This is a genomic window from Kocuria palustris (assembly GCF_016907795.1).
GTDB classification, from domain to species: domain Bacteria; phylum Actinomycetota; class Actinomycetes; order Actinomycetales; family Micrococcaceae; genus Kocuria; species Kocuria palustris.
Genome location: NZ_JAFBCR010000001.1, coordinates 1966606 through 1993597, shown reverse-complemented (window position 1 = coordinate 1993597; position 26992 = coordinate 1966606). Strand labels below are relative to the sequence as shown.

Here is a 26992-nt window from a genome sequence, read left to right as displayed (position 1 = left end):
TCAGGAGCCGATCCGTGTCCGAAACCCTGGACCAGCCTCACGTCCAGCACGTGGCAGTCGTCGTCAACCCCATCAAGGCCGGGGCGGACGATGCCATCAACCACACCACGCTGGCCTGCCGCAAGGCGGGATGGCCGCAGCCGCGGTTCTTCGAGACCCGGGCCGATGACCCCGGCACGTCCATGACCCGCGAGGCCCTCGAATGGGGCGCCGATGTGGTGCTGGCCGCCGGCGGCGACGGCACTGTGCGCACCGTGGCCGAGGTCTTGGCCGGCACCGGGACGCCGCTGGGGCTGATCCCCATGGGCACCGGCAACCTTCTGGCCCGCAACCTGGGCGCCCACCTGAATGACATCCACCACTCCGTGGATATCGCGCTGTTCGGGGAGGACAAGGCCCTCGACATGGTCGCCTTCCGCACCGAATCGGAGGACGGAACCATGGACGAGAAGCTGCTGTGCGTCATGGGCGGGGTCGGGTTCGACGCCGAGATCATGGAGCACACGAGCGACCGCCTCAAGAAGAGGATCGGATGGATGGCCTACGGCGAGGCAGGGATGCGCCGGGTCCTCATGTCCCCGGCCTGGGCGCGCTTCAGCCTGGACGACGGCCCCTGGCAGTCGCGGCGCGTGCGCTCGATCATGGCCGCGAACTGCGGGACCCTGACCGGCGGGCTCGTGCTCGTCCCCGGCGCCAAGCTGGACGACGGCAAGATGGACGTCGTCGTGATCGCCCCGCGCCACCTGCTCGGCTGGGCGCGGCTGGCCGGCAAGGTGATCACCCAGCACCGCCACCCGCTGCCCGAGCTTGATCACTACGAGTGCCGGAAGATGCGCGCCGAGTTCGCCGAGCCCACCAGCGGCGAGCTCGACGGAGACACCGTGGGCCACGTGGTGGCCTTCGAGGCCGAGACCATCCCCGGCGCCCTGTCGCTGCGCGTCCCGCCCACGATGGCGCGGGAGTCCCTGGATCTGATCGACGACGCCACCCAGGCTCGCCACCCCGAGCATGAGCCTGCGATCCAGGCGGACTTCCACCGCCGCCGCAGCGCCGACGACGAGCGCTGAGCCTTCCGCAGAACGCCGGGGCGGGCTACAGGAGACCGGCCAGGCCGTAGACGGCCGCGGCGATCAGGAAGCCGACCACGGCGATGATCGTCTCCAGCACCGTCCAGGTCCTGAAGGTCGTGCGCACGTCCATCTCCAGGAAGCGGCCCACGAGCCAGAAGCCGGAGTCGTTGACGTGGGACAGCGCCACGGAGCCGGCGGCCACCGCTACCACGAGCGCTGCGACCTGCAGCCCGCCGAGTTCGGCGGCCATCACCGCGGGCGCGATGAGGCCCGCGGCGGTCGTCAGCGCGACGGTCGCGGAACCCTGGGCCACGCGCATGATCACGGCGATGATGAACCCGGCCAGGATGATCGGGATGCCGAGGTCGGTGAGGACGTCGGCCAGGGCGTCGCCGATGCCCGAGCTGCGCAGCACGCCGCCGAACATGCCGCCGGCTCCCGTGATGAGGATGACCGAGCAGACGGGGCCCAGAGCCGATTCGAAGGTCTTCTCGATCGCGCTGCCGCTGACGCCGCGCGCCTTGCCCACGAGCAGGGCCGCCACCAGCAGGGAGATCGTCAGCGCCACCGGGGTGGCACCCAGGGAGACCAGCAGCTGGAACCAGGCCTGCTCCCCCACGCCCTCGGGGATGGCCCCGGACTTCAGCAGGGTGGACAGCCCCGTGTTGAGGAAGATGAGCAGCATGGGCAGCAGGAGGATGAGGACCACGGTCCCCGTCTTCGGCGGGTTCTGCACCGCCTCGGCCTCACCCAGGATGCTGGGCACGGGCAGATCGATCCGCCGTCCCATGACCTTGCTGAAGAGGTACGACGACAGGTACCAGGCCGGAAGCGCAGCCACCAGCCCCACGAGCAGGACCAGGCCGACGTTCGCCTCGAAGAACGTGGAGGCGGTGACCGGCCCCGGATGCGGCGGCAGGAACACGTGCATCACGGAGAACGCGCCGACCGACGGCAGCGCGTAGATCAGCACGGAGCCGCCGAGTCGTCGGGCCACGGCGAAGACCACGGGCAGCATGACGACCAGGCCGGCGTCGAAGAAGATCGGGAAGCCGAACAGCAGGGAGGCCACTCCCAGCGCCAGCGGGGCCCGCTTCTCGCCGAAGATCGAGATCAGCTTCTCGGCCAGCACCTGGGCGCCGCCGGAGGTCTCGAGCAGCCGTCCGAGCATGGCACCCAGGCCCACCAGCAGCGCCACGCTGGCCAGCGTGCCGCCGAAGCCGTCGAGCATCACGGGCACGACCGCGCCGAACGGGATGCCCGCGGCGACCGCCGTGAGGAAGCTGATGACGATCAGCGCCACGAAGGCGTGCATCTTCAGCTTGATGATCAGCACCAGCAGGGCGGCGATCGCCGCGGCGGCGATCAGCAGCAGCGGACCTGCGGTGAGGGTCTGCTCCCAGCCCTCGAGCTCCTCGACCATGTCTCGGCTCCTTGCGTGTGTCGGGGCGCTCGTCATCGAGCACCGAAGGGCTCAGCGTATCCGCCTGCCGGCCGATGGAAGGGAGTCGACTCAGCGCCCTTCGCGCAGCTGCTGGACCCAGTCCCTCGCCTGGCGGAAGGCTCCGTCCGTGTGCCGGCCCTCGACCTCCGTCACGCCCTGCTCCGCCCTGGGGTACGAGCCCAGGAACCGGGTGGTCGGACAGATCCGCCGCAGGCCCACCACGGCCTCCGAGACCCGCTCGTCCAGGATGTGACCGTCCAGATCGACCGAGAAGAAGTAGTCCCCCAGCGAGGCGCCGGTGGGCCGGGACTCGATGCGCGAGAGGTTCACCCCGCGGGTGGAGAACTGCTCCAGGATCTCCAGCAGGGCGCCGGCGCGGTCGCTCCACAGCGGGATGACGAGCGTGGTGCGATCCGAGCCCGTGCGCTCCGGCAGCTGCTCGCCCGGCTCGGCCACCTGAACGAAGCGGGTGACGGCGGCCCGGTTGTCCCCGATGTCATCGGCCAGCACGGTCAGCTCGGGATGGGCCGCGAGGATCGCCGGGGAGCAGATCGCGGCGTCATAGCCCGCGGCCTCCCCCGAGGCCAGCAGCCCCAGGGCGCCGGCCGCGGTGGACGATGCCGGAATGTATTCCACCTCCGGCATGTTCTCTTGCACCCAGCCTCTGACCTGGGCCCACGCATGCGAGTGCGTGGCCACGGCCCGGACCTGGGACAGCTCCATGGGCCTCAGCGCCACGAGCGCGAAGCGGATCGGCACGAGCATCTCCGCGCAGATCCGCAGCTCGGTGCCCTCGGCGAGCGCATCCAGCGTGGCAGTCACGCCGCCCTCGACGGAGTTCTCGATCGGCACGACCGCCGAGGCGGCCCGCCCGTCGCGCACCGCCGCCAGGGCCGCAGGGACCGAGGCGACCGGCAGGTGATGGGCGGGATCCGGCTCGATCTGCCGCAGCGCCGATTCGGTGAAGGTCCCGGCGGGACCCAGGAACGCGATGCTCATGGTCTCCGGGGCGTCACTTCACCGAGGGGGTGTCGTCGGTCTCCGAGACCATGGGCTTGTCGGCATCCGCCCATGCGCCCATCCCGCCCAGGACGTTGATGGGGTCGAAGCCGCTCTGTGCCAGGAAGGCCGTGGCCTTCAGGGACCGGCCGCCGGAGCGGCAGATCACATAGACGTCCTCGTCCATGGGGACCTCGCCGTAGCGGGCCGAGAGCTCGCCCAGCGGGATGTGCTGCGCACCCTCGATGTGCCCGGCCTCCCACTCGAAGTCCTCGCGGACGTCGAGGACCTTGGCGTCCTCGGGAACCTCGGTGACATCGGCGCTGGGCAGGTTGTCCACGTTGTCCATGGCGATCCTCCAGTTCATCTCGGCGCCCGGGGCCGATCCCCTGCGGCGCGGTGGCTCGCGGGGCCGCGCACGGCCCCGTCGTCGTCCCCTCACCCTAATCGGGGTACACGACGCGGCAGCGGCCCCCGCCCGGCACGAGCCGGGCGGGGGCCGCAGTGAGGGCCGAGGGGATCAGGCCTTCGGCGTGTGCACCAGCTTGATGTTGGCGAACTCGCGCATGCCCCAGGGGCCGAGCTCGCGGCCCACGCCGGAGCGCTTCACGCCGCCGAAGGGCAGGTCAGGGGCGGTCTCGGCCTGGCCGTTGACGTAGACCATGCCGGACTCGATCTGCCGGGCGACCTCGGTGGCCTGCTCGACGTCGGATCCGAAGACGATGCCGCCCAGCCCGAACGAGGAGTCGTTGGCCAGCTCGATCGCGGCGTTGGCGTCCGGGACCTTGTAGACCACGCCGATCGGGCCGAAGAGCTCCTCGGAGTAAGCGCGCATGTCCGGGGTGACGCCGGTGAGGACGGTGGCCTCGATCCAGGCGCCGTCGCGGTCCGGGACCGTGCCGCCGGCCTCGACCTTGGCGCCCTTGTCCACGGCGTCCTTCAGCTGCTCGGCGAGCTCGTCGCGGTGCGAGGTGGTGACCAGCGGGCCCAGGAAGAAGCCCTCGTCCTGCGGATCGCCGAGCTCGATCTCCGACACCCGGCGGGCGAAGGCCTCCACGAAGGCGTCGTAGGCCTCCTCCACCACGATGAAGCGCTTGGAGTTCGTGCAGGCCTGGCCGTTGTTGCTCACGCGGGCGAACACGGCCTCCTTGGCCACGCGGTCGATATCCTTGTCGTCCAGGACGATGAAGGGATCGGAGCCGCCCAGCTCGAGCACGACCTTCTTGAGATTCGCGCCCGCGGTCGCGGCCACCGACTTGCCCGCCCGCTCGGAGCCGGTCACGGAGACGCCGTGGATGACCGGCGACGGGATGACGATCTCGGAGATCTGCTCATTCGAGGCGAAGACGTTCTGGTAGACGCCCTCCGGGAACCCGGCCTCCCGCATGAGGTCCTCCTGGACCTGGGCGGACTCGGGGACCATGGCCGCGTGCTTGAGCAGGATCGTGTTGCCCAGCATCAGGTTCGGCGCCGCCAGGCGGGCCACCTGGTAGTGCGGGTAGTTCCACGGCATGATGCCCAGGATCGTGCCCGTGGGCTGCAGCTCCACGCGGGCGGTGCCGCCGGTGCTGGCCTGGTACTCCTCGGGCTTCGTGAACGACTCCGCATTCTCGGCGTAGTAGTCGTAGATGCTCGCCACGAGCTCCATCTCCGCCATGCCCTGGCTCAGCGGCTTGCCCATCTCGCGGGCCTGGGTCGAGGCCAGGTCCCGGCTGCGGCTGCGGTAGAGCGAGGCCAGCGCGGCCATGGTCTCCGCGCGCTCGCGCATGGGGGTCTCTCGCCAGGCCTGCTGCGCCGCATGGGCGCGGTCGAGCATCTGGCGGATCTGATCGTCGGTGTGCGCCTCGAACTCGCGCACCTTCTGGTTGTCGGCCGGATTCACTACGGCGTAATCAGTCATGGTTCGACCCTAGGGAGCGGCCTGAGGCTCGGTCCATGGAGCCGCCCCAGGATTCGCAGTCGGCTGAACATAGGATGTGCTCCAGCTCATGATCACCCGAGTCCAGGAGGACGTCGATGACGAAGGACCAAGACGACGCCCCGGAGCAGGAGGGGGCCTTCGTCAAGGCGCTGGGCTCCCTGGATGCGCTGTTCATCGGCTTCGGCGCCATGATCGGTTTCGGCTGGATCACCCTGACGGGCGGCTGGATCGACAGCGCCGGCACGGTGGGCGCGCTGCTGGCCATGATCTGCGGCGGCATCCTGATGGCGCTCGTGGGGCTGGTCTACTCCGAGCTCGTCGCCGCCATGCCGCAGGCCGGGGGCGAGCACAACTACCTCCTGCGCGGCCTGGGCCCCCGAGCTTCGATGATCGGCTCCTGGGCCATCGCCGGGGGCTACATCGCCGTCGTGCTCTTCGAGGCCGTCTCGACCCCCACCACCGCGTCCTACATCTTCCCCGGGCTCGAGCAGATCCGCCTGTGGAGCATCACGGGCTTCGACGTCCACCTGACCTGGGCGCTGACCGGATCCATCGCAGCGCTCGTGATCATGTGGATCAACATCCGCGGGGTGAAGCTGGCCGGGCTGGTCCAGACCTGGGTCGTGTGCTTCCTGATCCTCATGGCGGTCCTGCTGCTGGGCGGCAGCGCGATCGGCGGCGACCCGGCCAACCTGCAGCCGCACTTCACCGGCGGGGCCGTCGGGTTCGTGGCCGTGCTGGGCGCGGTGCCGTTCCTGTTCGTGGGCTTCGACGTCATCCCCCAGTCCGCCGAGGAGATCGACATCCCGCCGCGGAAGATCGGCCGGCTCGTGGTGGTCTCGGTCTTCATGGCGGTCGCGTTCTACGTCGCGATCATCGTCAGCACGTCCATGGCGCTGCCGGCCTCCGAGCTCATGGGGCTGAAGCTGGTCACCGCCGATGCCTTCGCCGCCCTGACCGGCAGCGCCGTGTGGGGCAAGGTCGTGATCGCCGGGGGGCTGGCCGGGATCATCACCTCCTGGATCGCGTTCCTCATGGGCGCCTCGCGGCTGCTGTGGGCCATGGCGAACTCCGGGATGCTGCCCCGCTGGTTCGGGAAGATGCACCCCAGGCACCGCACTCCTGTCAACGCGCTGCTGTTCATCGGGGTGCTCTCGGCGATCGCGCCGTTCTTCGGGGCCCCCATGCTCAACTGGGCGGTCGATGCCAGCTCGCCCCTGATCGTGCTGACCTACGGTCTCGTGGCGGTCACGTTCGTGATCCTGCGGCGCACGCAGCCGCAGATGGACCGCCCGCTGCGCATCGGCGGCAAGGGGCGCGGCGGCGTGGTGATCGGGGCCGTGGCCGCCGTGCTGTGCGCGGCCCTGCTGCTGGTCTACATCCCCGGGCTCCCCCCGATCTCCGTGACGCTGGCCTGGCAGTCGTATCTCATGCTCGGCGTCTGGCTCCTCGCCGGCGTCGTGCTGATGCTGCGCCTGCCGCGCGGCATCCGCCCGGGCCCGGAGGCCGAGGAGGAGCTCAAGGCGGCCCTGCAGCGCCGCCGCGACGGCTGAGCCCGCGGCCGGGCCCGCTCCGTAGAGTGGAGACGACCACCGACGAGAGGACCCCGCCCGCCATGAGGCTCTACCTGATCCGCCACGGGCAGACCCCGTCCAACGTGCAGCGCCTGCTGGACACGAGCGAGCCCGGCCCGGGCCTGACCGAGCTCGGCCGGCAGCAGGCGGAGGCGCTGCCGGAGGCCCTGGCCGGCGCTGGGATCGAAGCCCTCTACGCCTCGAGCCTCGTGCGCACCCAGCTCACGGCTCGGCCGCTGGCCGACGCGCTGGGCCTCGAGCCCGCCATCCGCCCGGGCCTGCGCGAGATCGGAGCCGGGGACCTGGAGATGGCCGGCGACGACGCCTCCGTGCGCACCTACCTGAGCACGGTGTTCGGCTGGGGGCAGGGCCGGATGCACGAGGCAGTTCCCGGCTCCGGGGAGGACGGTCACGACGTCCTGCGCCGCTTCGACGAGGTCGTGCAGGAGGTCCTGGGCTCCGGTGTGCAGACGGCCGCCCTGTTCTCGCACGGCGCCATGATCCGCGCCTGGAGCGCCTCGCGATGCCGGAACCTCAGCCCCGCGTTCGTTGCGCGGGAGGGACTGGGCAACACCGGAGTGGTCGTGATCGAGGGCGATGGCAGCACCTGGACGGCGCTGAGCTGGCAGGACGCCTCATTGGGCCCCAAGGCCGTGGACTCCGACGACGACGGCCCCGCCGCCGAGCCCCTGGATCCTTCCGAGATCAAGGGCTGAGACCTCCTCCGGGGAGCCTTGTGCTGTCAGCGAGACCCCCTAGGCTGAGAGGCAGAACACAGCGATCAGCTGAATCCGCGCCCACCGGCTGACGACCCAGGGATCCTGCCCACGAACCGGCGCGCTCACTTTGTCGAAAGGCTGTACTCCATGACCGCTTCGCAGTCCCCCTTCGCCGATGCCTCGCCCGACCAGCGCCAGGAGATCATCCGCGATCTGCTCGAGCGCACCCCCAAGGGGATCCTGATCGAGGGCACCTGGCGCGATGCCTCCGGTGGCGAGACCTTCGACGTCGAGAACCCCGCCACCGGCGAGGTCCTGGCCTCCGTCGCCTCGGGCACCGAGAAGGACGCGCTGGCCGGGCTGGACGCGGCCTCGGCCGCACAGGAGGACTGGGCCCGCACCCCGGCCCGCGAGCGCTCGGAGATCCTGCGCCGCGCCTTCGACCTGGTCCAGGAGCGCCGGGAGGACCTGGCGCTGCTGATGACCCTGGAGATGGGCAAGCCCTTCGCGGAGGCCCTGGGAGAGGTCACCTACGGCGGCGAGTTCCTGCGGTGGTTCTCGGAGGAGGCCGTGCGCCACTACGGCCGCTACGCCGACACCCCGGAGGGGAACCTGCGGATGGTCGTGCGCCACAAGCCCGTGGGCCCGGCGCTGCTGATCACGCCCTGGAACTTCCCGCTGGCCATGGCCACGCGCAAGATCTCCCCGGCGGTCGCCGCCGGCTGCACCATGGTGCTCAAGCCCGCGCGCCTGACCCCGCTGACCTCGCTGTACTTCGCGCAGATCATGCTGGATGCTGGTCTGCCCGCCGGCGTGCTCAGCGTCGTGCCCTCGGCCTCGGCCTCCTCCATCTCCGAGCCGCTGATGCAGGACGAGCGCCTGCGCAAGGTCTCGTTCACCGGCTCCACCGGCGTGGGCAAGAACCTGCTCAAGGCCGCCGCGGACAACGTGCTTCGCACCTCCATGGAGCTCGGCGGCAACGGGCCCTTCCTGGTCTTCGAGGACGCCGACCTGGACAAGGCCGTGGCAGGTGCCCTGGCCGCCAAGATGCGCAACATGGGAGAGGCCTGCACCTCCGCCAACCGCATGCTGGTCCACGAGTCCGTGGCCGAGGAGTTCGGCCGCCGCCTGGCCGAGGCCATCGGCGCCAAGAAGGTCGGCGACGGCACCGAGGACGGCTCGGAGGTCGGTCCGCTGATCGAGAGGAAGGCGCTCGAGTCCATCTCCTCGTTCGTGGACGATGCCGTCGAGCGCGGCGCCACGGTGCTGACCGGCGGCGAGCGCATCGGCGAGAAGGGCTACTTCTACGCTCCCACCGTCCTGGCGAACGTCCCCCGCGACGCCCGTGCGGCCTGCGAGGAGATCTTCGGCCCCGTCGCCCCGATCCTCACCTTCACGGATGAGGACGACGCCGTGGCCCTGGCCAACTCGACCGAGTACGGCCTGGCCTCCTACGTCTTCACCGAGGACCTCAAGCGCGCCCATCGCATCGGCGATCGACTGGACTTCGGCCTGCTGGGGCTCAACGTCGGCGTGATCTCCAATGCCGCCACCCCGTTCGGCGGCATCAAGCACTCCGGCATGGGCCGCGAGGGCGGCGCCGAGGGCATCGAGGAGTACACGGAGGTCCAGTACATGGGCATGGAGAACCCGTGGAGCTGAGCCTCCCGCTCACCGACGCGACCGCCCTGCAGGATGCCCTGCAGGGCGGTCGCGCCTCTGCCCGGGACGTGGCCGCTGCCGCACTGCGTCGGGCGCGCGCCGCGGAGTCGGACCAGCGCGGCCCTACGCTGGGCGCCTTCGTGCACCTGGAGTCTGGGGAGGCGGCGGACGAGCGCGCCACCGCGCTGGACGCCCTGCCTGCCGCGCAGCGCGGACGCTGGCACGGTATGCCCATGCCGCTCAAGGACCTGCACGACGTCCAGGGCCAGCCCACGACCTCGGGCTCCCGCGCCGTGGCCGCGGAGGGGCGGGACTGCGCGCCGGTCGCGGAGGCCGACGACGAGACCGCGCAGCTGCATCGCGCCCTGGGCGCGCAGCTGCTGGGCAAGACCCAGGTGCCCGAGTTCGGGCTCAACTGCTACAGCCAGAACCTGCTGGGACCGGTGACCCGCAATCCGTGGGACCTGCAGGCCGATCCCGGGGGCTCCTCCGGCGGGCAGGCCGCCGCGGTGGCCGCCGGGATCATCCCCGCTGCCGTGGGCTCCGACGGTGGCGGCTCCATCCGCATCCCCGCGGCCGCCTGCGGGCTGATCGGGCTCAAGCCCGGCCGCGGCACGGTGCCCACGGGAGACGGTCTGCGCGATCACGGGATGCTCGCGGTCAACGGGCCGATCGCACGCACGGCCCTGGATGCCGCACTGGTCTTCGACGGCCTCACCCAGCCCGCACCCGGAGCCGTCGGGGACAATCGCAGCTTCCGACCCGTCTGCTCGCCGGGGGCTGCGGCTGCGCGGGATCCGTGGGGGCGGCCGTCGTCCGGGCCGCCGTCGGACCTTCCTGCCGGGCCGGGGCCGGCGGTGCAGGCCGTGCGGCTTGCACAGCAGGGCGAGCCGCCGTGGGGCAACCGGTCGCTGTCGATCGGCGTGAGCATCTCCTCGGCCTTCGAGGCCGCGCACCCCACGCCGGTGTCCCCGCAGGCCGCTGAGGCTCTGCAGGCGGGCGTCGACGTCCTGCGCGCAGCGGGCCACGACGTCCAGGACGCCGACATCCGCCACGACCCCGCCTACCCGGAGGCCTTCTTCCAGCTGTGGACCGCCTCCGTGGGCGCTGCGCCGCTGAGTCCCGAGCAGGAGCCGCTGCTCACCGGGCTGGCGCAGGAGTACCGCCGCCGCGCAGGCCAGCGCACGGCATCTGATCTGGTGAGAGCCATCCGCACGCTGCGGGACATGGAGCGCCGTGCGCTGCAGGACTGGGACCGCTGGGATGTCGTGATGACCCCGGCGCTGGCCCAGACGCCCAGGCCCCACGGCTGGTGGTGGGAGGGCTTCGAGCCCACCGATCCCGCCTCCGCCGATCAGGACTACGAGCGCCAGTGCCGCTACACCCCCTGGACCTCGCTGATCAATGTGATCGGACTGCCCGCCGTCGTCGTCCCCACGACGATCGTGCGCTCGGAGGTCACCGGCGCTCAGGTGCCCATGGGGATCCAGCTCATCGGCCGGCCCGGTGCGGAGATCGGACTGCTCGTGCTCGCCGACCGGATCACCTCCGGGCTCGACCCAGCCCTCCGCGAGTGCCTGGCCGCCCCGCCCCAGGAGCGCTTCCGTGCGATAGCGTGATCCCCGAACCCGTCCCACCGCAGAAGGAGACCCCCATGATCTTCATCGTCGTGAAGTTCCCCGTGAAGCCCGAGCACTCGGCCCAGTGGCCGGAGATCTCCCGCGAGTTCACCGAGGCCACCCGCGCCGAGCCCGGCAACCGGTTCTTCGACTGGTCGCGCTCGGTGGCGGACACCAACGAGTTCGTCCTGGTCGAGGGCTTCGACGACGACGCCGCCGAGGCCCACGTGAACTCCGAGCACTTCAAGAAGATGCAGCAGGAGTTCCCGCAGTACCTCACCGCCACCCCGCAGATCATCTCGGAGCAGATCAGCGCCGACGGCTGGGGCGAGATGGGCGAGATCAAGGTCGACTGACCCACGCCGTCATGCGGAGTGACGTGCATCACAGGGGCGTACTCTGAGCCTGCCGCGCTTCGGCCGCGCTCGTGCTCCTGCTCTGCGTGGTCCATGCCTTCCGCGGCTTCGGCATGATCGGCGGCGCCTGCTGAGCTGAGCCGACCCCGTCGCCTGCATCGGCTGGCCCCGTGGAGTGCGCTGCAGCATCTCCGTCGATCGAGTGGCCCGGGGTGTGCATCTCGCCGCTGAGACGCACGCCCCGGGCCACTCGACGTCGGCATGAAGGCTGACGCACACGCAGGGACCAGTCGACGGCGTCAGCGGCGGAATACCGGCGCTGAAGGACTCCGTTGTCCTGGACACACGCATCCTTGAGGAGGAGCCATGTCGAAGATCGTCATCCTGGGCGGCCACGGAGCCGTCGCCACGATCGCCGGGCGCAAGCTGGTCGAGGCAGGGCACCAGGTCACCTCGGTGATCCGCTCCGCCGACCAGAAGACGGAGATCGAGGCCATCGGCGCCACGCCGCTCGTCCTCGACCTGCAGGAGGCGAGCACCGAGCAGCTCGATGCCGCGATCGCCGGCCACGACGCCGTCGTGTGGGCCGCCGGAGCAGGCGGGGCTGGCCCGGAGACCACGTTCGCCGTGGACCGCGATGCCGCCCAGCGCTCGATCGACGCCGCGCAGCGCGCAGGCGTCAAGCGCTACGTGATGGTCTCCTACCAGGGCTCCACGCTCGAGCACGGCCTGAGCGAGGACCACGGGTTCTACCCCTACGTTCAGGCCAAGGCCGAGGCGGATGAGACCCTGCGCCGCTCCGACCTGGACTGGACCATCCTGGGCCCCGGCTTCCTCACCGACGACGAGCCGACCGGCACGATCGGACTCGGCCCCCTCGAGGAGTTCGGCGGCGACCGCGAGTCCGCCGGACCGAACGGGGAGCGGAACATCTCCCGCAGCGACGTCGCCCAGACGATCGTCGACGCCCTGAACATGACGGAGACCGTCGGGAAGTTCATCGAGTACGGCCGCGGGGACACCCCCATCCGCGAGGCGCTCGCGCGCTGATCGGGCTCGCCCCGGTCGATGAGGCTCGCCGAGCTTCCGTCAGGACCCGACGGCAGCCGGCGGGCCTCAGCTCACCTGCATGCCCGTGGCGATCATCGTCGCAGCGAACAATCCGAGTACTCCCAGGACCAGCCCGACGATGCCGCCGATCAGCAGGAACGGCGAGACGACGCCCGCCACGACCCACACCAATGATCCGATGACGGTGAACCATGCGGCGGGCCGAGCGGCACGGGAGACTGCGGCGGACATAGAAGGTGACAGGCCTCGCTGAGATCGGGACGGAGCCTCACTGCAGTGCCGCGACGTGGGACAGTATCCGCATGAGAATCCTGTCGACCCTGATCACCATCGTCATCACCCTGGTGGTGGCCAACCTCCTGCTCGGCGGAGTGCAGAACTCGTTCCTGCGCATCGCCGCCGTCATCGTGATCGCGCTGATCGTGGGCGCCATCGTGAACCGCGTGATCCCCAGCGGCCCGAGCCGCAGCCCCGAGCGCCGCCGCTGATCAGCGCTGACGGCTGGGGTCAGTCGTCGCACGCCGCCTCCGGGGTGGGGTGCCCCTCGAGCAGCCCCGCATCTCTGCCGCCCCCGAGAGGCCGATTCCGCACCTCTTCTTCATCGACTGGGAGATTCCCCACCGATTGCGCGTCGACGCGGTGCAGAAGCGGCCAGTCACGGCGCTTGCGGTGAGGAATCGGCCACTCGTCGAGTTGACGGTGGCAGGGACGGCGGGACCGGGACGACGGGGCTGTGGCCGCCTCGAAGGCGGTGCGCCCCGGTGCGGGCGTCGGTGTGACATTGGATACTGGGGACATGACTCGACGCGTGATCATCGACTGCGATCCGGGCGTGGATGACGCCCTGGCCCTCATGCTCGCCCACGGCAGCTCGGAGCTGGACGTGACCGCGGTGACCGTGGTGGGCGGCAACCAGACCCTCGAGAAGGTCACCCGCAACGCCCTGGCGCTGACGGAGGCCATCGGCCTGGACGCGCCGGTGGCAGCCGGGGCCGCGGACCCGCTCGAGCGCCAGCCGCAGACCGCCGGCCACGTGCACGGCGACACCGGCCTGGGACAGCTCGTACTGGCCGAGCCGCAGGCGCAGCTGTCGGACGAGCACGCGGTGGACCTCATCATCCGCGAGCTCCGGGCGGCCGAGCCGGGCACGCTGACGCTGATCGCCCTGGGCCCGCTGACGAACCTGGCGCTGGCGGCGCAGAAGGCCCCGGAGGTCGTCGAGCGCGTCCGCGAGGTCGTGCTCATGGGCGGGGCGATCGCCGACGGCAACATCACGCCCGCGGCCGAGTTCAACATCGCCGTGGATCCGGAGGCCGCGCGCATCGTCTTCGCCGCAGGCTGGCCGGTGACCATGGTGGGCCTGGACGTCACGCACCAGGCCGTGGCCACGCAGGACGTCGAACGATCGTTCGCGGATCTCGGCACCGACGCAGGACAGATCGCCGTGGACCTCATCTCCAGCTACCGGGCGGCCTATCAGGACAACCAGGACTTCTCGGATCCGCCCTGCCACGACCCCGTGGCCGTCGCCGCCGTGATCCGCCCCGAGCTGCTGACGCTGCGCCGCGCGCCGATCGACATCGAGTGCTCGGGCGAGCTGACCACCGGCATGACCGTCGTCGACCGGCGCGGCCCGGAGGACCCGGACCTGCTCACAGCCGCCGCCACGGGCCTGGACGTCGACGGCTTCTGGGAGCTCGTCCTGGAGGCCACGGCTCGGCTGCAGGTCCGCGAAGGCGCCCTGCCGGAAGCCCAGCGGCGCATCCCTGAGATGGTCGAGACCTCCGACGACGGAACGCAGGACACCGACGACAGCCACCAGCCAGGAGCCGCACGATGACCGACCGCTACCCCGCCACCGACGGCGACGTCGTCATCATCGGCTCGCTGAACGCCGATCTGGTGGTGCGCACCCAGCGCCATCCCGAGCCGGGCGAGACCGTCCAGGGCGGCCCGCTGAGCACGGCTCCCGGCGGCAAGTCGGCCAACCAGGCCGTCGCGGCGGCTCGGCTCGGCGCCCGTGTGCGGATGGTCGGCGCGGTGGGCGATGACCCCCACGGCCAGATGCTCCTGGAGTCGCTCGAGGGCCACGGCGTGGACACCGCCCACGTCGCATCCCTGTCAGACACCGCCACCGGCACCGCCGTCATCACCGTCTCCGAGGACGGCGAGAACACGATCGTCATCTCCCCCGGCGCCAACGGAGAGGTCGCCCCGGAGCGCATCACCCCGGAGCTCTTCGACGGTGTGCGCACGCTCGCGCTGACCTTCGAGATCCCGGCCGAGACCGTGATCGCCGCCGCCCGCGCAGCCCACGACGCCGGCGTGACGGTCGTGCTCAACCCCTCCCCCTTCCGCCAGCCCGAGCCCGAGCTGCTCGAGCGCACCGACCTGCTCGTGGTCAACGCCCACGAGATGGCGCAGCTCAGCGGCACCGAGATCCCCGACGACGACTCGCAGTGGCAGCGCGCCGGGCAGCGCCTGGCCGAGACCACCGGAGTGGCGGATGCCGTCGTGACCCTGGGCCCGGACGGCGCGGTCCTGATGCGCACCCGCGACGGGCGGACGCAGGCGCAGCGGGTCGCCGGTCATCGGGTGCAGGCGGTCGACACCACGGGCGCAGGCGACTCCGTGACGGGAACGCTGGCCGCGGCGCTGGCCGCCGGCACCGAGCTCCCGGCGGCCGTCGAGCTGGCCATGCGCGTGGGCGCGATCGCCACGCGCAGCGAGGGCGCGCAGCCGTCCTACCCGTCCCGGGCGCAGCTGGACGAGCTCTGAGCGGTACCGGACGAACTGACCACAACTCGGTCAATCGCGTGACCGGCCCCACGTGGGCTGACTACTCTGAGAGGCATGACTGATCGCGCGGGCACCGTCGCCCTTCCCGAAGACCTCGTCGACCTCTCCGAGCTGCTCGAGGCCTACGCCTCGCGCACCCCGGATCTCTCGGATCCCGGCCAGCGGGTCGCCTTCGGCACCTCCGGGCACCGCGGGTCCTCCCTGAAGTCCTCGTTCAACGACGCCCACATCGCCGCCATCACGCAGGCCATCGTGGAGTACCGCGCGCAGGAGGGCACCACCGGTCCGCTGTTCATGGGCCAGGACACGCATGCGCTCTCCGCCGTGGCCCAGGACACCGCCCTGCAGGTGCTGGCCGCCAACGGCGTGACCGTCCTGCTGGACTCCCGCGACGGCTACACGCCCACCCCGGCGCTGTCGCACGCGATCCTGACCTACAACAAGGACCGCGAGCGCGATCTCGCCGACGGCATCGTGATCACCCCGTCGCACAACCCGCCGGCCGACGGCGGCTTCAAGTACAACCCCACCCACGGCGGCCCCGCCGACACCGACGCCACCGGCTGGATCGCCGATCGCGCCAATGAGCTGCTCGAGGGCGGCAACGCAGACGTCAAGCGCATTCCGCTCGAGGAGGCGCGTGCCGCGGAGACCACCCAGTCGTTCGACTACCTGGGCAGCTACGTCTCCGCGCTGCCGGAGATCATCGACCTCGAGGCCATCAAGCGCGCCGGCGTGCGCATCGGCGCGGACCCCATGGGCTCGGCCTCGGTCGCCTACTGGAAGGAGATCGGCGAGCGCTTCGGACTGGACCTCACCGTGGTCAATCCGGAGGTCGACCCCCAGTGGGCGTTCATGACCCTGGACTGGGACGGCAAGATCCGCATGGACTGCTCCTCCCCCAGCGCCATGGCCTCGCTCATCCAGCAGCGCGACAAGTACGACATCGCCACCGGCAACGACGCCGACTCCGACCGTCACGGCATCGTCACCCCGGACGCCGGGCTGATGAACCCCAATCACTACCTGGCCGTGGCGATCGACTACCTCTTCGCCCACCGCGACGGCTGGCGGGAGGACGCCGGGATCGGCAAGACGCTGGTCTCGTCGTCGATCATCGACCGCGTGGCCGAGTCGCTGGGCCGCCGCCTGGTGGAGGTCCCCGTGGGCTTCAAGTGGTTCGTTCCGGGCCTGCTCGACGGCTCCCTGGGCTTCGGCGGCGAGGAGTCCGCCGGTGCGTCGTTCCTGCGCAAGGACGGCTCCGTGTGGACCACCGACAAGGACGGGATCATCCTGGCGCTGCTGGCCGCGGAGATCATCGCGGTGACCGGCAAGACCCCGTCGCAGCGCTACGCCGAGCTCACCGAGCAGTACGGCGCACCGGTCTACCAGCGCATCGACGCACCCGCCGATCGCGAGCAGAAGGCGGCGCTGAAGAAGCTGTCGCCCGAGCAGGTCACCGCCGAGACCCTGGCCGGCGACCCCATCACGGCCAAGCTCACCGAGGCTCCCGGCAACGGCGCGCCCATCGGCGGGCTCAAGGTCACCACGGACCGCGCCTGGTTCGCCGCACGCCCGTCGGGCACCGAGGACGTCTACAAGATCTACGCCGAGTCCTTCGTGGACGAGGAGCACCTCAAGCTCGTGCAGCGCGAGGCCAAGGCGCTGGTCGACGGCGTGATCGGCTGATCCTTCGGAACTGACGACGCAGCAGGGCGCCCCCTCGGTCTCGAGGGGGCGCCCATGTGCGTCCTGGACCTCGCATGCCCGGTTGGTGACGGATCTGCACCCCATCAGCGGTGATGGGGTGCAGATCTGTCACCAACCGCGTCCCCTGGAGGGATCCGCTGTCCGGGCGGCGTCCCTGCCGGCTGGACAGCGCTGAAGCCGCACCAGCGCAGCCCATCAGGTGCGATGGGGCGCGCTGGTGCGGCCTACACGGCGTCGCAGGGCGGCAGCGCCTCGACAGATCCGTCGGCGCCCGTGCGCGCGGGATACCTGCCGATCACCAACGCCACCCCGCTGCTGATCGGGCACGCCAACGGCTACTACGAGGAGGCCGGCGTCCCGGTCCAGGCCCCGGGGCTGTTCCGCAGCTGGTCCTCGCTGGCCGGGGAGTCGATCGCGATCCCGGCCTGGTGGTCCGTGCACAACGTGGTCGTGCAGCAGATGCTGCGCGGCGCCGGGCTCACCCCGATCATGCGCCGCACCCCGTCGGCGGACGAGGGCACTGTGCAGCTGCTGCCCATGGCGCCCTCGGACATGCTCCCCGCCCTGAACAACGGGGTGATCGGCGGATACACGGTGGTCGATCCCTTCAACGCGGCCGCGGCGGCGCAGTCCGTCGGCGGGATCCAGCGCTTCCTGGGCGATGCATGGCGCGATCACGTGTGCTGCGTGGTGCTGCAGGACGCTGCCACGAGCCTGTGGCGGCTGCTGTGCGGACTGGCGATCGCGGCGGTCTGGCCAGTCGCGCTGAACACCGCCTCCGGCGTGGCCCCGCTGGATCCGCTGCATGTGCGAGTGGCCCGGACTCTGGGGGCCACCCGCCCGGAGATCCTGCGCACCGTGGTGCTGCCGAGCATCCGCCCCTTCACCATGACGGGCGTGCGCCTGGCGCTGGGCATCGCGTGGGTCGTGATCGTCCCGGCCGAGATGCTCGGCGTGTCCTCGGGACTCGGCTATGAGATCCTCAATGCTCGCGATCGCCTGGCCTACGACGAGATGCTCGTGGTCATCCTCCTCATCGGGCTGATCGGCATCGCGCTGGACGCCCTGGCGCAGTGGCTGCTGCGCGAGCGCTCGAGAGGCTGATCGCATGGAGCTCGCCCAGCTGCCGGGCCTGGCACTGATCTGGATGGTCGCCGTGGCCGCACCCGGTCCGGACATGGTCCTGGTACTCCAGCAGTCCATCACGCGCTCGCGCCGGGCCGGTCTGCTGGCGGCGCTCGGCATCACAACGGGGGCGACCGTCTGGCTGCTCGGCGCCCTGTTCGGGCTCTCCGCGCTGCTGCAGGCTCTGCCCTGGCTGATGAGCTGGCTCGAGCTGCTGGGCGGGCTCATGCTGATCCTCATCGGCGCCACCGGTCTGCGGTCCTGGCGGGCCGCGCGCCGACGCGGCGCCTCCTCGGACGCCACGACCGCGCAGCAGCAGGCTGTCGGACGGGACCGCACGGCCGCTCCTGCCGGAACGGATGCCTATCTGCGTGGCCTGGCCACCAACCTGTCGAACCCCAAGGCGCTCGTGTTCTTCGGGGCGATCTTCTCCCCGTTCCTCACCAGCAGGATCGTCAGCCTCCAGACGGCGATCGTGGTCGGGACCCTGATCGTGCTCACCGTCGTGTGGTTCGGGCTCGTGGCGCTGGCGGCCTCGCAGCGGCGACTCGCCCCGGTGATCGACCGCTTCCGCTCGGGCTTCGACGTGATCGCCAGCTGCTTCTTCATCGCCGTCGGCCTGGGCTTCGTCCTCACCGCGCTCGTGCACCTGCTCGGCTGAGCCGCCTTCCCCTGACAGGCCGTGACGACGTCACGACTTCCCGACGGCCGCCGCATCGTCGCGGTCGGGGCCGTCGCGGGCCCCGGCCTGCGGCTACTCTGATCCGCGATCATCGCGCGTCCGCCTCCACGGCTCGCGCCCCCGCTCACTCCTCCAGGAGATCGCCCATGAGCAGCTCCGCTCCCCGGCCGGACCAGCACCGCTCCGGCCCCGACTCGTCCCCCAGCTCCGACTCGTCCCGTGACCCGGAGGCCTCCCGCCGCACAGGGGAGGCCACCGCCGAGCGCGGCTTCCTGGCCAGGGCCGGGCTGAGCTGGTCGCTGCACGGCGACGGCCGCAACGTGGCCGCCGGCGCCGTCGTGCACCCGCAGCAGCGGCTGTCCTGGCCGCGCACCATCGGCATCGGCGCCCAGCACGTGGTGGCCATGTTCGGGGCGACCTTCCTGGTCCCGCTGATCACGGGCTTCCCGCCGTCGACCACCCTGTTCTTCTCCGGGCTGGGCACGATCCTGTTCCTGGTGATCACGCGCGGGCTGGTCCCGTCGTACCTGGGCTCGTCGTTCGCGTTCATCGCCCCGATCTCTGCGGCCATCGGCCAGTACGGCCCCGGCGGCGCGCTGGGCGGCGTGGTCATGGCGGGCGCCGCCCTGTTCCTGATCGGCGTGATCGTGCAGGTGGCCGGCACCGGCTGGCTCTCAGCGCTGATGCCCCCGCTGGTCACGGGCACGATCGTGGCGCTGATCGGCTTCAACCTGGCCCCTGCGGCCAAGGACAACTTCATGCTCGCGCCCATCACGGCGCTGGTGACCCTGCTGGCGATCATCCTCACGTCCGTGCTCTTCCGCGGGATCCTGGGCCGGCTGTCCATCCTGGTGGGCGTGGTGATCGGGTATCTCACGGCGGTGGTGCGCGGGGAGGTCGACTTCTCAGCGATCAGCGCCGCCTGGGAGGCCGAGGGCCTGCTGGGGCTGCCGCAGTTCCACGCCCCGGAGTTCCACGTCTCGCTGATCGGGCTGTTCGTGCCGGTGATCCTGGTGCTCGTGGCCGAGAACATCGGGCACGTGAAGTCGGTGGCCCTGATGACCGGTCAGGACCTGGATCCCGTGCTGGGGCGCACGATCATGTCCGATGGCCTCGCGACCATCCTGGCCGGCTCCGGCGGCGGCTCCGGCACCACCACGTACGCCGAGAACATCGGCGTCATGGCCGCGACCAAGGTCTACTCGACGGCCGCCTACTGGGTCGCGGCGATCGTGGCGCTGCTGCTGTCGTTCTTCCCGGTCTTCGGCGCCGCGATCGCCACGGTTCCGCCGGGCGTGCTGGGCGGTGCCGCCACGGTGCTCTACGGCATGATCGGCATGCTCGGCGTGCGCATCTGGGTGCAGAACCGCGTGGACTTCTCCCACCCGGTGAACCTGACGACGGCCGCCGTGGCCATGATCATCGGCATCGCCGACTACACGTGGGATGCGTTCGGGATCCAGTTCGCGGGCATCGCCCTGGGCACCGCGGCCACCCTGGTGGTCTTCCACGGCATGCGCGGGATCGCCCTGTGGCGCGGCACCGCCGGCGGCGATCCGCTCACCCCGGACCGCGCGAGCACCCCGCACGACCAGGCCTCCCCGCTCGGCTGACCCTTCCCCGCACCGCCGAGTGGATCCCCAGTTGCGCTGTTCGCCCCGATAGCGCAACTGGGGATCCACTCGGCGCAGTGAGGGGGGGGTTAGGGGCGGGTGCGCAGCTGTCCGGGCTGATCGAGCACGCGGCGGATGGCCTCCACATCGACCTCGCTCACCGTGGCCGGCGACCACTGCGGCTCATCCTGCTTGTCGATCATGGTGCAGCGCACGCCCTCGGCGAAGTCCGGGGAGACGATCGTGTCCGCGGCCAGCGCCAGCTCGCGCTCCAGGCACTCCTGCAGCGACTCGGCCTCCGCCCCGCGCTCCAGCAGCTCCCACGTGCGCACCAGCGACGACGGCGACGCCCCCGCCAGGTCCTCGGCCGGGGCCTTGACCAGGATCTCGCCCAGCGTGTCCGCACCGTAGAGCTCCTCGATCTCGTCCCAGCGCTCGGGCAGCGAGGCCTCCGGGATGCCGTCGTTCTCCCCCGGGCCGGCCGAGTGCTCGGCGACGGCGGCGGCGACGCCATCACTGACCACGGCCTCCTTGAAGGCCTCGAGCCGCGACTCAGGCACGAAGTTGTCGGCCAGCCCGATCGCCAGCGCGTCCGGCCCGGAGATCCGAGCGCCGGTCAGGCCCATCCAGCGGCCCACGCCCAGCGACGGACCGCGGCCCAGCAGCGAGACCCGCGGCAGGAACCACGAGGCGCCGATGTCCGGGAAGAATCCGATCGCCGTCTCCGGCATGCACATCACGGTCGTGTCGGTGACGATGCGGTGCGAGCCGTGCACGGAGATGCCCATGCCGCCGCCCATCGTGTAGCCCTCCATGACCGCGACGTACGGCTTGGGGTACTGCGCGATCACCAGGTCGAGCGAGTACTCGTCGGTGAAGGCGGCCACGCCGTCCTCGAAGCGGTCGTCGAGCACGGCGTCGCGGATCTGCCGGATGTCGCCGCCGGAGCAGAAGGCGCGCGGGGCGGAGGTGGTCACGAGCACCTGGGTGACGGCGTCGTCGTCCCGCCAGGCCCACAGGGCTTTTAGCATGTCGCGGTACATGCGCGCCGTGAGCGCATTGAGGGCCTTGGGGCGGTCCAGGACGATGATCCCGGTGCCGTCCCGCACCTCGGTGCGCACGTAGGCCTCGGAATCGGGGGCGGGTTCGCTCGCTGCGTTCTGCGTCATGATCACCACAGTAGGAGCGCGCACCTGCCGGGAGGCAGAGCCCGACGGCGGTTGCCGCCGCAGTTCCCGTCGACGGCCCCCTCAGCCGATCAGGCGCCCTTTCATCTCCGGGAGCAGGAGCCCGGCGATCGCCGCGATCGCGAAGGCCGCCGAGAACACCCCGAAGACCACCGGCATGCCGCCGGCGACGAACAGCACGGGGACGATCAGGGGCGCTGCGATCGAGGCGATGCGCCCCACTCCTGCCGCCAGCCCGGTGCCGGTGCCGCGCAGGGACGTGGGGTAGAGCTCGGGGCCGATCGCGTAGAGCGTGCCCCAGGCCCCGAGGTTGAAGAACGACAGGCAGCACCCGGCCGCGATCACCGCGGCCTCCGAATCCGCCAGCCCGAAGCCGATGGCGGAAGCAGCCGAGCCCGCCAGGAAGACCACCAGCGTCACGCGCCGTCCCAGGACCTCGATCAGCCACGCGGCCATGGCATAGCCGGGCAGCTGGGCGAGCGTGATGATCAGCGTGAAGCCGAAGGAGCGCACCAGGCTGTAGCCCTGCTCGACCAGCAGCGACGGGATCCACGTGAAAGCCCCGTAGTAGGCCAGGTTGAGGCAGAACCACACCGTCCACAGCGCGAGCGTGCGCCGTCGCAGCCCAGCGGCGAAGATCGACGACGGCTGCCCCTGCTCGGGCTGTCCCTGCAGCGACGGATCTGCCGGTGCCTCGACCCTCGCGGAGTCGATCGCGGCTGCGGGCCGCTCGGCGGACCGGATCTCGGCCTCATCGCGCGCCGCCTCGACGGCCGCGGCGTCGTCGTGGTCGGAGCCCTCCCGGCGCCCGCCGCCGGTCTCGAAGTCGCGCACGACGCGCTCCGCCTCGTCATACCGACCGCGCGATTCCAGGAAGCGCACGGACTCCGGCAGCCCGAATCGGACCACCAGGGCGTAGAGGGCCGGCACCGCCCCGAGAGCCAGGGCCCAGCGCCAGCCGGAGTCCGAGGCCGCGACCACGAAGTACCCGATCGCCGCGGCGGCGATCCAGCCCAGCGCCCAGAACGCCTCGAGCCACACGACCACGCGGCCGCGGATGCGCCGCGGCGCGAACTCGGACACTAGCGTGGAGGCCACCGGCAGCTCCGAGCCCAGGCCGAGGCCCACGAGGAAGCGCAGGATGATCAGCGCCGTCACCGACATCGCCAGCGCGCTGGCCCCGGTCGCCAGGCCGTAGACCAGCAGCGTCAGGCTGAACACCGCTCGGCGTCCGATCCGATCCGCGAGCAGACCGCCCAGCGAGGCCCCCAGCGCCATGCCGAGGAAGCCCGCCGAGATGATCCAGGACCGGGTCTGCGCGTCGAGGCCCCACTGCTGCGCCAGGGCGGCGATCACGAAGGAGATCAGGCCCACGTCCATGGCATCCAGCGCCCAGCCGATGCCGGAGGCCCCGAGCAGCCGGCGATGCCGCCCGTTGAAGGGCAGCCGGTCGAGGCGCTCGGTGCGCGTGGGGCCATGGACGGTCTGCGTGTTCACGAGCCTGCTCTCTGTGGGGGCGTGCCGGGGTCGGCCGCACGGATGGGGTCCGCGCCGCCGGTCACAGCGTCAGCACGTGCTCCAGCAGATCGCGCGTGTACTCGCTGTCCGGACGGGCCAGGACGTCCTCGGTGAGCCCATGATCCACGATCCGGCCCTTCTGCAGCACCGCCAGGCGGTGAGCGATGTGCCGGGACAGCGTGATGTTGTGCGTCACGAACAGCATGGCCATGCCGGTCTCGTCCTGGATCTCGCGCAGCAGCTCGATCACCGCGGCCTGCACGGAGACGTCCAGCGCCGAGGTCACCTCATCGCACACCAGCACCGACGGGGCGCTGACCAGCGCGCGGGCAATCGCCGCGCGCTGCCGCTCGCCGCCGGAGAGGTCACCGGGTCGGCGGTCGATGTAGGAGCGGCCGAGCCGGACCTGATCCAGCGCCACGGAGACCGCCTCGCGACGCTGCGCCGAGGACATCCCGCCGCCCATCTGCAGCGGCACGGCCAGGGACTCGCTGATCGTGCGCCGGGGGTTCAGCGACGAGAAAGGCGACTGGAAGATGTACTGGATGCGCCGACGCTGCTCGGCCGTGCGCTTGCGGGTGGTCTCGGCCAGCGGCTCACCGTCCAGCAGCACCTGCCCGGTCCACGACGCCGCCGACAGTCCCGCGATGGCGCGGGCCAGGGTGGTCTTGCCGGAGCCCGACTCGCCCAGCAGCATCGTGGTCTGCCCCCAGTGCAGCTCCAGCCGCAGCCCGTCCAGCACCGTCTTGGGCCCGTACGACAGGCTCAGGTCCTCGACCGCCAGCAGGGGACGCGACGACGGCGTCGTCGCCTCCCGCTCGGACCGAGGCTCGGCCAAGGCCGCCGTCTCGGGCTCGGCCGTGGACGCCGAGGGGGCCGCGGTCCCCGCCGGGTCCTCGGTCGTGTCCGCGTCCTGCGCCCACGGGAGCGCGGCTGGGGCGCCGACCGCCGTTCCGGCTCCCGACGGTGCGTCCGAGGGCGCCTGCGCCGCGTCAGCCGCGCCCGCCCCGCCGCGCTGGCCGACCGGCAGGCCGCCGCCGATGCGCTTGTGGCCCTCGAGGTCCGGCACGGCCACCACCAGGCGGCGCGTGTAGTCGTGGGTCGGGGCGCGCAGCACCTGCTCTGCCGAGCCGGCCTCCACGATGCGGCCCTTGAGCATGACTGCGACCTCGTCGGCGATCTGGGCGACCACCGCGATGTCGTGGGTGATGTAGAGCCCTGCGGCGTCGTGGCGGCGGGTCAGGTCGATGACCGTGTCCAGGACCAGATCCTGAGTGGCCACGTCCAGGCCCGTGGTGGGCTCGTCCAGGATGATCACGGCCGGGCGGGTCGCGAACGCCATGGCGATGCCGATGCGCTGCTGCTGACCGCCCGAGAGCTGATGCGGGTAGCGGCGCTGGGAGGCGGCGTCCGAGGGCATGCCCACCTCCTCGAGCACCTCGGCCACGCGCGCCGTGCGGGAGGCGGGGCCGTCGCCGTAGTCGTGGATGCGCAGGACCTCGGCGATCTGCTCGCCCACGCGCATGGACCCGTTGAGCGACAGCGCAGGGTCCTGCGGGACGTAGGCGATCGTGGACCCGCGAAGCCGCCGCACCTGCGCCGAGCTCAGCTCCGGGAGCTGCGCGCCGTCCGGGTGGAAGCGCGAGGCGCCCGGATGCAGCGTGATCGAGCCGCCGCGCAGCTCCAGGCCCGGCCTGAGGTACGACATGCACGCCAGGGCTGCCGTCGTCTTGCCGGAGCCGGACTCCCCCACCAGCGCCAGGATGCGCCCGGGGTGCAGCTCGAAGCCGATGTCGTGCAGGATCTGGCGTCCGCCCGTCACGCCGAGATCCAGCCCGGACACGCTCAGGGCGGTCTCGACGGTGGCCGCCGACGACGGGTCCGCGGCGCGCCTGCCTTCTGCGCGCGATGCAGTGCTCGGGGTCATCGTCGTCCCTCCTCGGGGCTCGAGGCGGCATCGGATCCGGTGCCGGAGGCGGTGGCCGAGCCGGTGGAGGCCTCGGATTCGGGAACCGCCGGGCCGCCCGCTGGTGCCGCGCCCTGTGCGCCGGCTCGGATGCCCTCGAGATCCTCCTCGACCACGGAGCTGCCGCCGGCCGAGGCGGCCGCGATGCCGTCGGCGATCAGGTTGGTGCCCACCGTCAGCACGGCGATCGCCAGCACGGGAAGCAGCACGCCCCACGGCTGGACGGCCAGGGCGATGCGGTTCTCGTTGATCATCAGGCCCCAGTCGGCGGTGGGCGGCTGCATGCCCAGGCCCAGAAAGGACAGCGAGGCCAGCGCGCCGATCGAGTAGGTCATGCGCAGACCGAGCTCGACCATCAGCGGGCCCGTGACGTTCGGCAGGATGTCCTGGGCCAGGATCCGCCACTGCGGCACGGCGTACATGTGGGAGGCCAGGACGTAGTCCTCGCCCACCACGCCGACGGCGGCCGAGCGCATCACGCGCGCGGTGCGCGGCGCATGGGTCAGGCCGACGACCAGGATCAGCACCCAGCCCTTGGGGCCGAGCACGGTGACGGCCAGCATGGCGAACACGAGCTGCGGCAGCGCGAGTCCGATGTCGCCGATGCGCATGATCAGGGCATCGAGCCAGCCGCCGCGCATGGCCGCGACCATGCCCAGCACTGCGCCCAGGCCCACGCCCAGCACCGTGGCCGCCGCGGACCACAGCAGAAGGCGCCAGCCGCCTGCCAACCAGCGGGAGAGGACGTCGCGGCCCAGGTTGTCAGTGCCCAGCGCCGCGCCGTCGGCCACGAAGGGCCGCCCCACGAACTCGGTGGTGGTGTGCCCCGTCAGCGCGGCGGCCAGGAACGGCCCGAGGATCGCCACGAGCAGCACGGCCCCGGTCAGGATCAGACCCGCCTTGGACTCCGTGCGGGCCAGGAATCGGCGGGTCAGGCTGTCGCGGACCGGGCCGCCGCCGATCGCGCCGGTCGAGGGGGCCCTGGTGGTGGGAGCGCTCATCGTCCCGACTCCGTTCGCAGCTTGGGATTGGCAAGGATCCCGACGACGTCGGCCAGCAGGTTGACCACCACGTAGAAAGCGGCGATCAGCAGCGAGATCGTCTGCACGACCTGGACGTCGCGGTTGTTCACCGCATCGACCATGGCCTGCCCGATCCCGGGATACCGGAAGAGGACCTCGATGACCACGATGCCGCCGGCCAGCCAGGCCAGCTGCATGGCCACGACCTGGGCCACCGGACCGATCGCATGGGGCAGGGCGTGGCGCAGGATGACCTGCCGCTCCGGCACGCCCTTGAGCCGGGCCATCTCCACGTAGCCGCTGGAGAGGACCTCGGTCATGGTCTGGCGCATCATGCGCACCATGTAGGGCACCACCACGAGCACGAGCGCGGCCACCGGCAGCACGAGCTGGAGCGGGAACTCCCACACCCGCGTTCCGGGGGCGGCCATGGTCACGGAGGGCAGGATCTGCAGCACGGTCGTGGAGAACAGCGCCACGAGCACGATGCCGACCACGAACTCCGGCAGCGAGGCGAGGATCATGGACCCGGTGTTCAGCGCGGTGTCCGAGGCGCGGCCGCGGCGCAGGGCGGCCCAGGTGCCCAGGGCGAGCCCCAGGGGCACGGCGATCACGGCGGCGATGGCCATGAGCACGAGCGAGTTGACGATCCGCTCGCCCAGCAGCGCGCTGATCGAACCGCCCGTGGCGGCGGAGACGCCGAGGTCCCCGGTGAGGATGCCGCTCAGCCAGTCGAAGTAGCGCTGCCACCAGGGCTGATCCAGCCCCAGCTGCGAGCGCAGGGCCTCGAGCCGCTCGGGGGTCGCCTGCTGGCCCAGGATCGCCTGGGCGGGATCGCCCGGCAGCAGCAGGGTGAAGACGAAGACGACGAAGGACACCGCCAGCAGGACCAGCACGGAGACCGCCAGCCGCTTCAGGATCATGCTCAGCATCTC

24 protein-coding genes are annotated in these 26992 nt (G+C 71.3%); 14 read left to right on the top strand and 10 right to left on the bottom strand.

The window, feature by feature from the left end; genetic code table 11:
• Nucleotides 1–14 precede the first annotated feature (14 nt).
• Entirely contained in the window at nucleotides 15–1067 is a 1053-nt protein-coding gene (locus tag JOE55_RS08885) for a diacylglycerol/lipid kinase family protein (RefSeq protein ID WP_024289224.1), read from the top strand.
• Nucleotides 1068–1092: 25 nt separating this feature from the next.
• On the opposite strand, the gene JOE55_RS08880 is transcribed toward JOE55_RS08885, so the two are convergent.
• The 4 genes from JOE55_RS08880 to JOE55_RS08865 all read right to left on the bottom strand — a co-directional run bounded on the left by JOE55_RS08880 (nucleotide 1093) and on the right by JOE55_RS08865 (nucleotide 5413).
• Nucleotides 1093–2493 (bottom strand): GntP family permease, encoded by a 1401-nt coding sequence (locus JOE55_RS08880; RefSeq protein WP_204782676.1) that lies wholly within the window; start codon nucleotides 2491–2493, stop codon nucleotides 1093–1095.
• A gap of 90 nt (nucleotides 2494–2583) precedes the next feature.
• Nucleotides 2584–3513 (bottom strand): prephenate dehydratase, encoded by a 930-nt coding sequence (gene pheA, locus JOE55_RS08875; protein WP_024289226.1) that lies wholly within the window; start codon nucleotides 3511–3513, stop codon nucleotides 2584–2586.
• 13 nt (nucleotides 3514–3526) lie between these two features.
• Nucleotides 3527–3862, bottom strand: a complete 336-nt coding sequence (locus JOE55_RS08870) for a rhodanese-like domain-containing protein (RefSeq protein WP_024289227.1) — start codon at nucleotides 3860–3862, stop codon at nucleotides 3527–3529.
• Nucleotides 3863–4033: 171 nt separating this feature from the next.
• Nucleotides 4034–5413, bottom strand: a complete 1380-nt coding sequence (locus tag JOE55_RS08865; RefSeq protein ID WP_204782675.1) for an NAD-dependent succinate-semialdehyde dehydrogenase — start codon at nucleotides 5411–5413, stop codon at nucleotides 4034–4036.
• A 116-nt stretch (nucleotides 5414–5529) separates the two neighbouring features.
• On the opposite strand from JOE55_RS08865, the gene JOE55_RS08860 reads away from it, so the two are divergent.
• The 6 genes from JOE55_RS08860 (at nucleotide 5530) to JOE55_RS08835 (ending at nucleotide 12414) form a co-directional block, all read left to right on the top strand.
• Complete coding sequence (locus tag JOE55_RS08860; protein WP_204782674.1) at nucleotides 5530–6987, top strand: APC family permease; 1458 nt, start codon at nucleotides 5530–5532, stop codon at nucleotides 6985–6987.
• 62 nt (nucleotides 6988–7049) lie between these two features.
• Nucleotides 7050–7724 carry a histidine phosphatase family protein gene (locus JOE55_RS08855; RefSeq protein ID WP_204782673.1) on the top strand — a complete coding sequence of 225 codons (675 nt, stop codon included), beginning with the start codon at nucleotides 7050–7052 and terminating at the stop codon, nucleotides 7722–7724.
• 150 nt (nucleotides 7725–7874) lie between these two features.
• On the top strand, nucleotides 7875–9389 hold the full coding sequence (locus JOE55_RS08850) for an NAD-dependent succinate-semialdehyde dehydrogenase (RefSeq protein ID WP_204782672.1): 1515 nt from the start codon (nucleotides 7875–7877) through the stop codon (nucleotides 9387–9389).
• Nucleotides 9380–11008 (top strand): amidase family protein, encoded by a 1629-nt coding sequence (locus JOE55_RS08845; protein WP_204782671.1) that lies wholly within the window; start codon nucleotides 9380–9382, stop codon nucleotides 11006–11008. The genes JOE55_RS08850 and JOE55_RS08845 overlap by 10 nt, the downstream gene beginning before the upstream one ends.
• A 35-nt stretch (nucleotides 11009–11043) precedes the next feature.
• Entirely contained in the window at nucleotides 11044–11364 is a 321-nt protein-coding gene (locus JOE55_RS08840) for a putative quinol monooxygenase (RefSeq protein WP_024289233.1), read from the top strand.
• 366 nt (nucleotides 11365–11730) lie between these two features.
• Nucleotides 11731–12414 carry an SDR family oxidoreductase gene (locus JOE55_RS08835; protein ID WP_204782670.1) on the top strand — a complete coding sequence of 228 codons (684 nt, stop codon included), beginning with the start codon at nucleotides 11731–11733 and terminating at the stop codon, nucleotides 12412–12414.
• A 66-nt stretch (nucleotides 12415–12480) separates the two neighbouring features.
• Here the strand turns inward: JOE55_RS08835 and JOE55_RS08830 are convergent, their stop codons facing one another.
• Nucleotides 12481–12666 carry a hypothetical protein gene (locus tag JOE55_RS08830; RefSeq protein ID WP_006213635.1) on the bottom strand — a complete coding sequence of 62 codons (186 nt, stop codon included), beginning with the start codon at nucleotides 12664–12666 and terminating at the stop codon, nucleotides 12481–12483.
• 71 nt (nucleotides 12667–12737) lie between these two features.
• Here JOE55_RS08830 and JOE55_RS08825 point away from each other — a divergent pair, with 71 nt between their 5' ends.
• The 7 genes from JOE55_RS08825 to JOE55_RS08795 all read left to right on the top strand — a co-directional run bounded on the left by JOE55_RS08825 (nucleotide 12738) and on the right by JOE55_RS08795 (nucleotide 20364).
• Nucleotides 12738–12923, top strand: coding sequence for a hypothetical protein (locus tag JOE55_RS08825; protein ID WP_006213637.1), 186 nt, complete (start codon nucleotides 12738–12740; stop codon nucleotides 12921–12923).
• A 308-nt stretch (nucleotides 12924–13231) separates the two neighbouring features.
• Nucleotides 13232–14275, top strand: coding sequence for a nucleoside hydrolase (locus JOE55_RS08820; RefSeq protein ID WP_204782669.1), 1044 nt, complete (start codon nucleotides 13232–13234; stop codon nucleotides 14273–14275).
• On the top strand, nucleotides 14272–15213 hold the full coding sequence (locus JOE55_RS08815; protein WP_204782668.1) for a ribokinase: 942 nt from the start codon (nucleotides 14272–14274) through the stop codon (nucleotides 15211–15213). Before JOE55_RS08820 ends, JOE55_RS08815 begins: the two co-directional genes overlap by 4 nt.
• 75 nt (nucleotides 15214–15288) lie before the next feature.
• Nucleotides 15289–16923: a phosphoglucomutase (alpha-D-glucose-1,6-bisphosphate-dependent) gene (gene pgm / locus JOE55_RS08810; RefSeq protein WP_204782667.1), complete on the top strand. Its 1635-nt coding sequence runs from the start codon at nucleotides 15289–15291 to the stop codon at nucleotides 16921–16923.
• Nucleotides 16924–17148: 225 nt separating this feature from the next.
• A complete protein-coding gene (locus JOE55_RS13145) occupies nucleotides 17149–18048 on the top strand; it encodes an ABC transporter permease subunit (protein WP_239546566.1) in 900 nt (299 codons plus the stop codon).
• Between the two features lie 4 nt (nucleotides 18049–18052).
• Nucleotides 18053–18730, top strand: a complete 678-nt coding sequence (locus JOE55_RS08800; RefSeq protein WP_204782666.1) for a LysE family translocator — start codon at nucleotides 18053–18055, stop codon at nucleotides 18728–18730.
• Nucleotides 18731–19023: 293 nt separating this feature from the next.
• The gene (locus tag JOE55_RS08795; RefSeq protein ID WP_204783258.1) at nucleotides 19024–20364 is read left to right on the top strand and encodes a uracil-xanthine permease family protein; all 1341 of its coding nucleotides are present in this window, start codon (nucleotides 19024–19026) and stop codon (nucleotides 20362–20364) included.
• 89 nt (nucleotides 20365–20453) lie between these two features.
• On the opposite strand, the gene JOE55_RS08790 is transcribed toward JOE55_RS08795, so the two are convergent.
• The 5 genes from JOE55_RS08790 to JOE55_RS08770 all read right to left on the bottom strand — a co-directional run bounded on the left by JOE55_RS08790 (nucleotide 20454) and on the right by JOE55_RS08770 (nucleotide 26989).
• Nucleotides 20454–21533 carry an enoyl-CoA hydratase/isomerase family protein gene (locus JOE55_RS08790; protein ID WP_058872146.1) on the bottom strand — a complete coding sequence of 360 codons (1080 nt, stop codon included), beginning with the start codon at nucleotides 21531–21533 and terminating at the stop codon, nucleotides 20454–20456.
• 81 nt (nucleotides 21534–21614) lie between these two features.
• Nucleotides 21615–23048, bottom strand: a complete 1434-nt coding sequence (locus JOE55_RS08785; protein ID WP_204782665.1) for an MFS transporter — start codon at nucleotides 23046–23048, stop codon at nucleotides 21615–21617.
• A 61-nt stretch (nucleotides 23049–23109) separates the two neighbouring features.
• The gene (locus tag JOE55_RS08780; RefSeq protein WP_204782664.1) at nucleotides 23110–24996 is read right to left on the bottom strand and encodes an ATP-binding cassette domain-containing protein; all 1887 of its coding nucleotides are present in this window, start codon (nucleotides 24994–24996) and stop codon (nucleotides 23110–23112) included.
• Nucleotides 24993–26036 carry an ABC transporter permease gene (locus tag JOE55_RS08775; RefSeq protein WP_239546564.1) on the bottom strand — a complete coding sequence of 348 codons (1044 nt, stop codon included), beginning with the start codon at nucleotides 26034–26036 and terminating at the stop codon, nucleotides 24993–24995. The genes JOE55_RS08780 and JOE55_RS08775 overlap by 4 nt, the downstream gene beginning before the upstream one ends.
• Nucleotides 26033–26989 (bottom strand): ABC transporter permease, encoded by a 957-nt coding sequence (locus JOE55_RS08770; RefSeq protein ID WP_204782663.1) that lies wholly within the window; start codon nucleotides 26987–26989, stop codon nucleotides 26033–26035. The genes JOE55_RS08775 and JOE55_RS08770 overlap by 4 nt, the downstream gene beginning before the upstream one ends.
• Nucleotides 26990–26992: the final 3 nt, after the last annotated feature.

Coding starts and splice junctions, on each gene's coding strand:
- JOE55_RS13145 (WP_239546566.1), top strand. CDS start 17,149: ATGGGGCGCGCTGGTGCGGCCTACACGGCGTCGCAGGGCGGCAGCGCC.
- JOE55_RS08820 (WP_204782669.1), top strand. CDS start 13,232: ATGACTCGACGCGTGATCATCGACTGCGATCCGGGCGTGGATGACGCC.
- JOE55_RS08825 (WP_006213637.1), top strand. CDS start 12,738: ATGAGAATCCTGTCGACCCTGATCACCATCGTCATCACCCTGGTGGTG.
- JOE55_RS08830 (WP_006213635.1), bottom strand. CDS start 12,666: ATGTCCGCCGCAGTCTCCCGTGCCGCTCGGCCCGCCGCATGGTTCACC.
- JOE55_RS08800 (WP_204782666.1), top strand. CDS start 18,053: ATGGAGCTCGCCCAGCTGCCGGGCCTGGCACTGATCTGGATGGTCGCC.
- pgm (WP_204782667.1), top strand. CDS start 15,289: ATGACTGATCGCGCGGGCACCGTCGCCCTTCCCGAAGACCTCGTCGAC.
- JOE55_RS08775 (WP_239546564.1), bottom strand. CDS start 26,036: ATGAGCGCTCCCACCACCAGGGCCCCCTCGACCGGCGCGATCGGCGGC.
- JOE55_RS08860 (WP_204782674.1), top strand. CDS start 5,530: ATGACGAAGGACCAAGACGACGCCCCGGAGCAGGAGGGGGCCTTCGTC.
- pheA (WP_024289226.1), bottom strand. CDS start 3,513: ATGAGCATCGCGTTCCTGGGTCCCGCCGGGACCTTCACCGAATCGGCG.
- JOE55_RS08835 (WP_204782670.1), top strand. CDS start 11,731: ATGTCGAAGATCGTCATCCTGGGCGGCCACGGAGCCGTCGCCACGATC.
- JOE55_RS08855 (WP_204782673.1), top strand. CDS start 7,050: ATGAGGCTCTACCTGATCCGCCACGGGCAGACCCCGTCCAACGTGCAG.
- JOE55_RS08850 (WP_204782672.1), top strand. CDS start 7,875: ATGACCGCTTCGCAGTCCCCCTTCGCCGATGCCTCGCCCGACCAGCGC.
- JOE55_RS08870 (WP_024289227.1), bottom strand. CDS start 3,862: ATGGACAACGTGGACAACCTGCCCAGCGCCGATGTCACCGAGGTTCCC.
- JOE55_RS08815 (WP_204782668.1), top strand. CDS start 14,272: ATGACCGACCGCTACCCCGCCACCGACGGCGACGTCGTCATCATCGGC.
- JOE55_RS08780 (WP_204782664.1), bottom strand. CDS start 24,996: ATGACCCCGAGCACTGCATCGCGCGCAGAAGGCAGGCGCGCCGCGGAC.
- JOE55_RS08865 (WP_204782675.1), bottom strand. CDS start 5,413: ATGACTGATTACGCCGTAGTGAATCCGGCCGACAACCAGAAGGTGCGC.
- JOE55_RS08880 (WP_204782676.1), bottom strand. CDS start 2,493: ATGGTCGAGGAGCTCGAGGGCTGGGAGCAGACCCTCACCGCAGGTCCG.
- JOE55_RS08840 (WP_024289233.1), top strand. CDS start 11,044: ATGATCTTCATCGTCGTGAAGTTCCCCGTGAAGCCCGAGCACTCGGCC.
- JOE55_RS08790 (WP_058872146.1), bottom strand. CDS start 21,533: ATGACGCAGAACGCAGCGAGCGAACCCGCCCCCGATTCCGAGGCCTAC.
- JOE55_RS08770 (WP_204782663.1), bottom strand. CDS start 26,989: ATGCTGAGCATGATCCTGAAGCGGCTGGCGGTCTCCGTGCTGGTCCTG.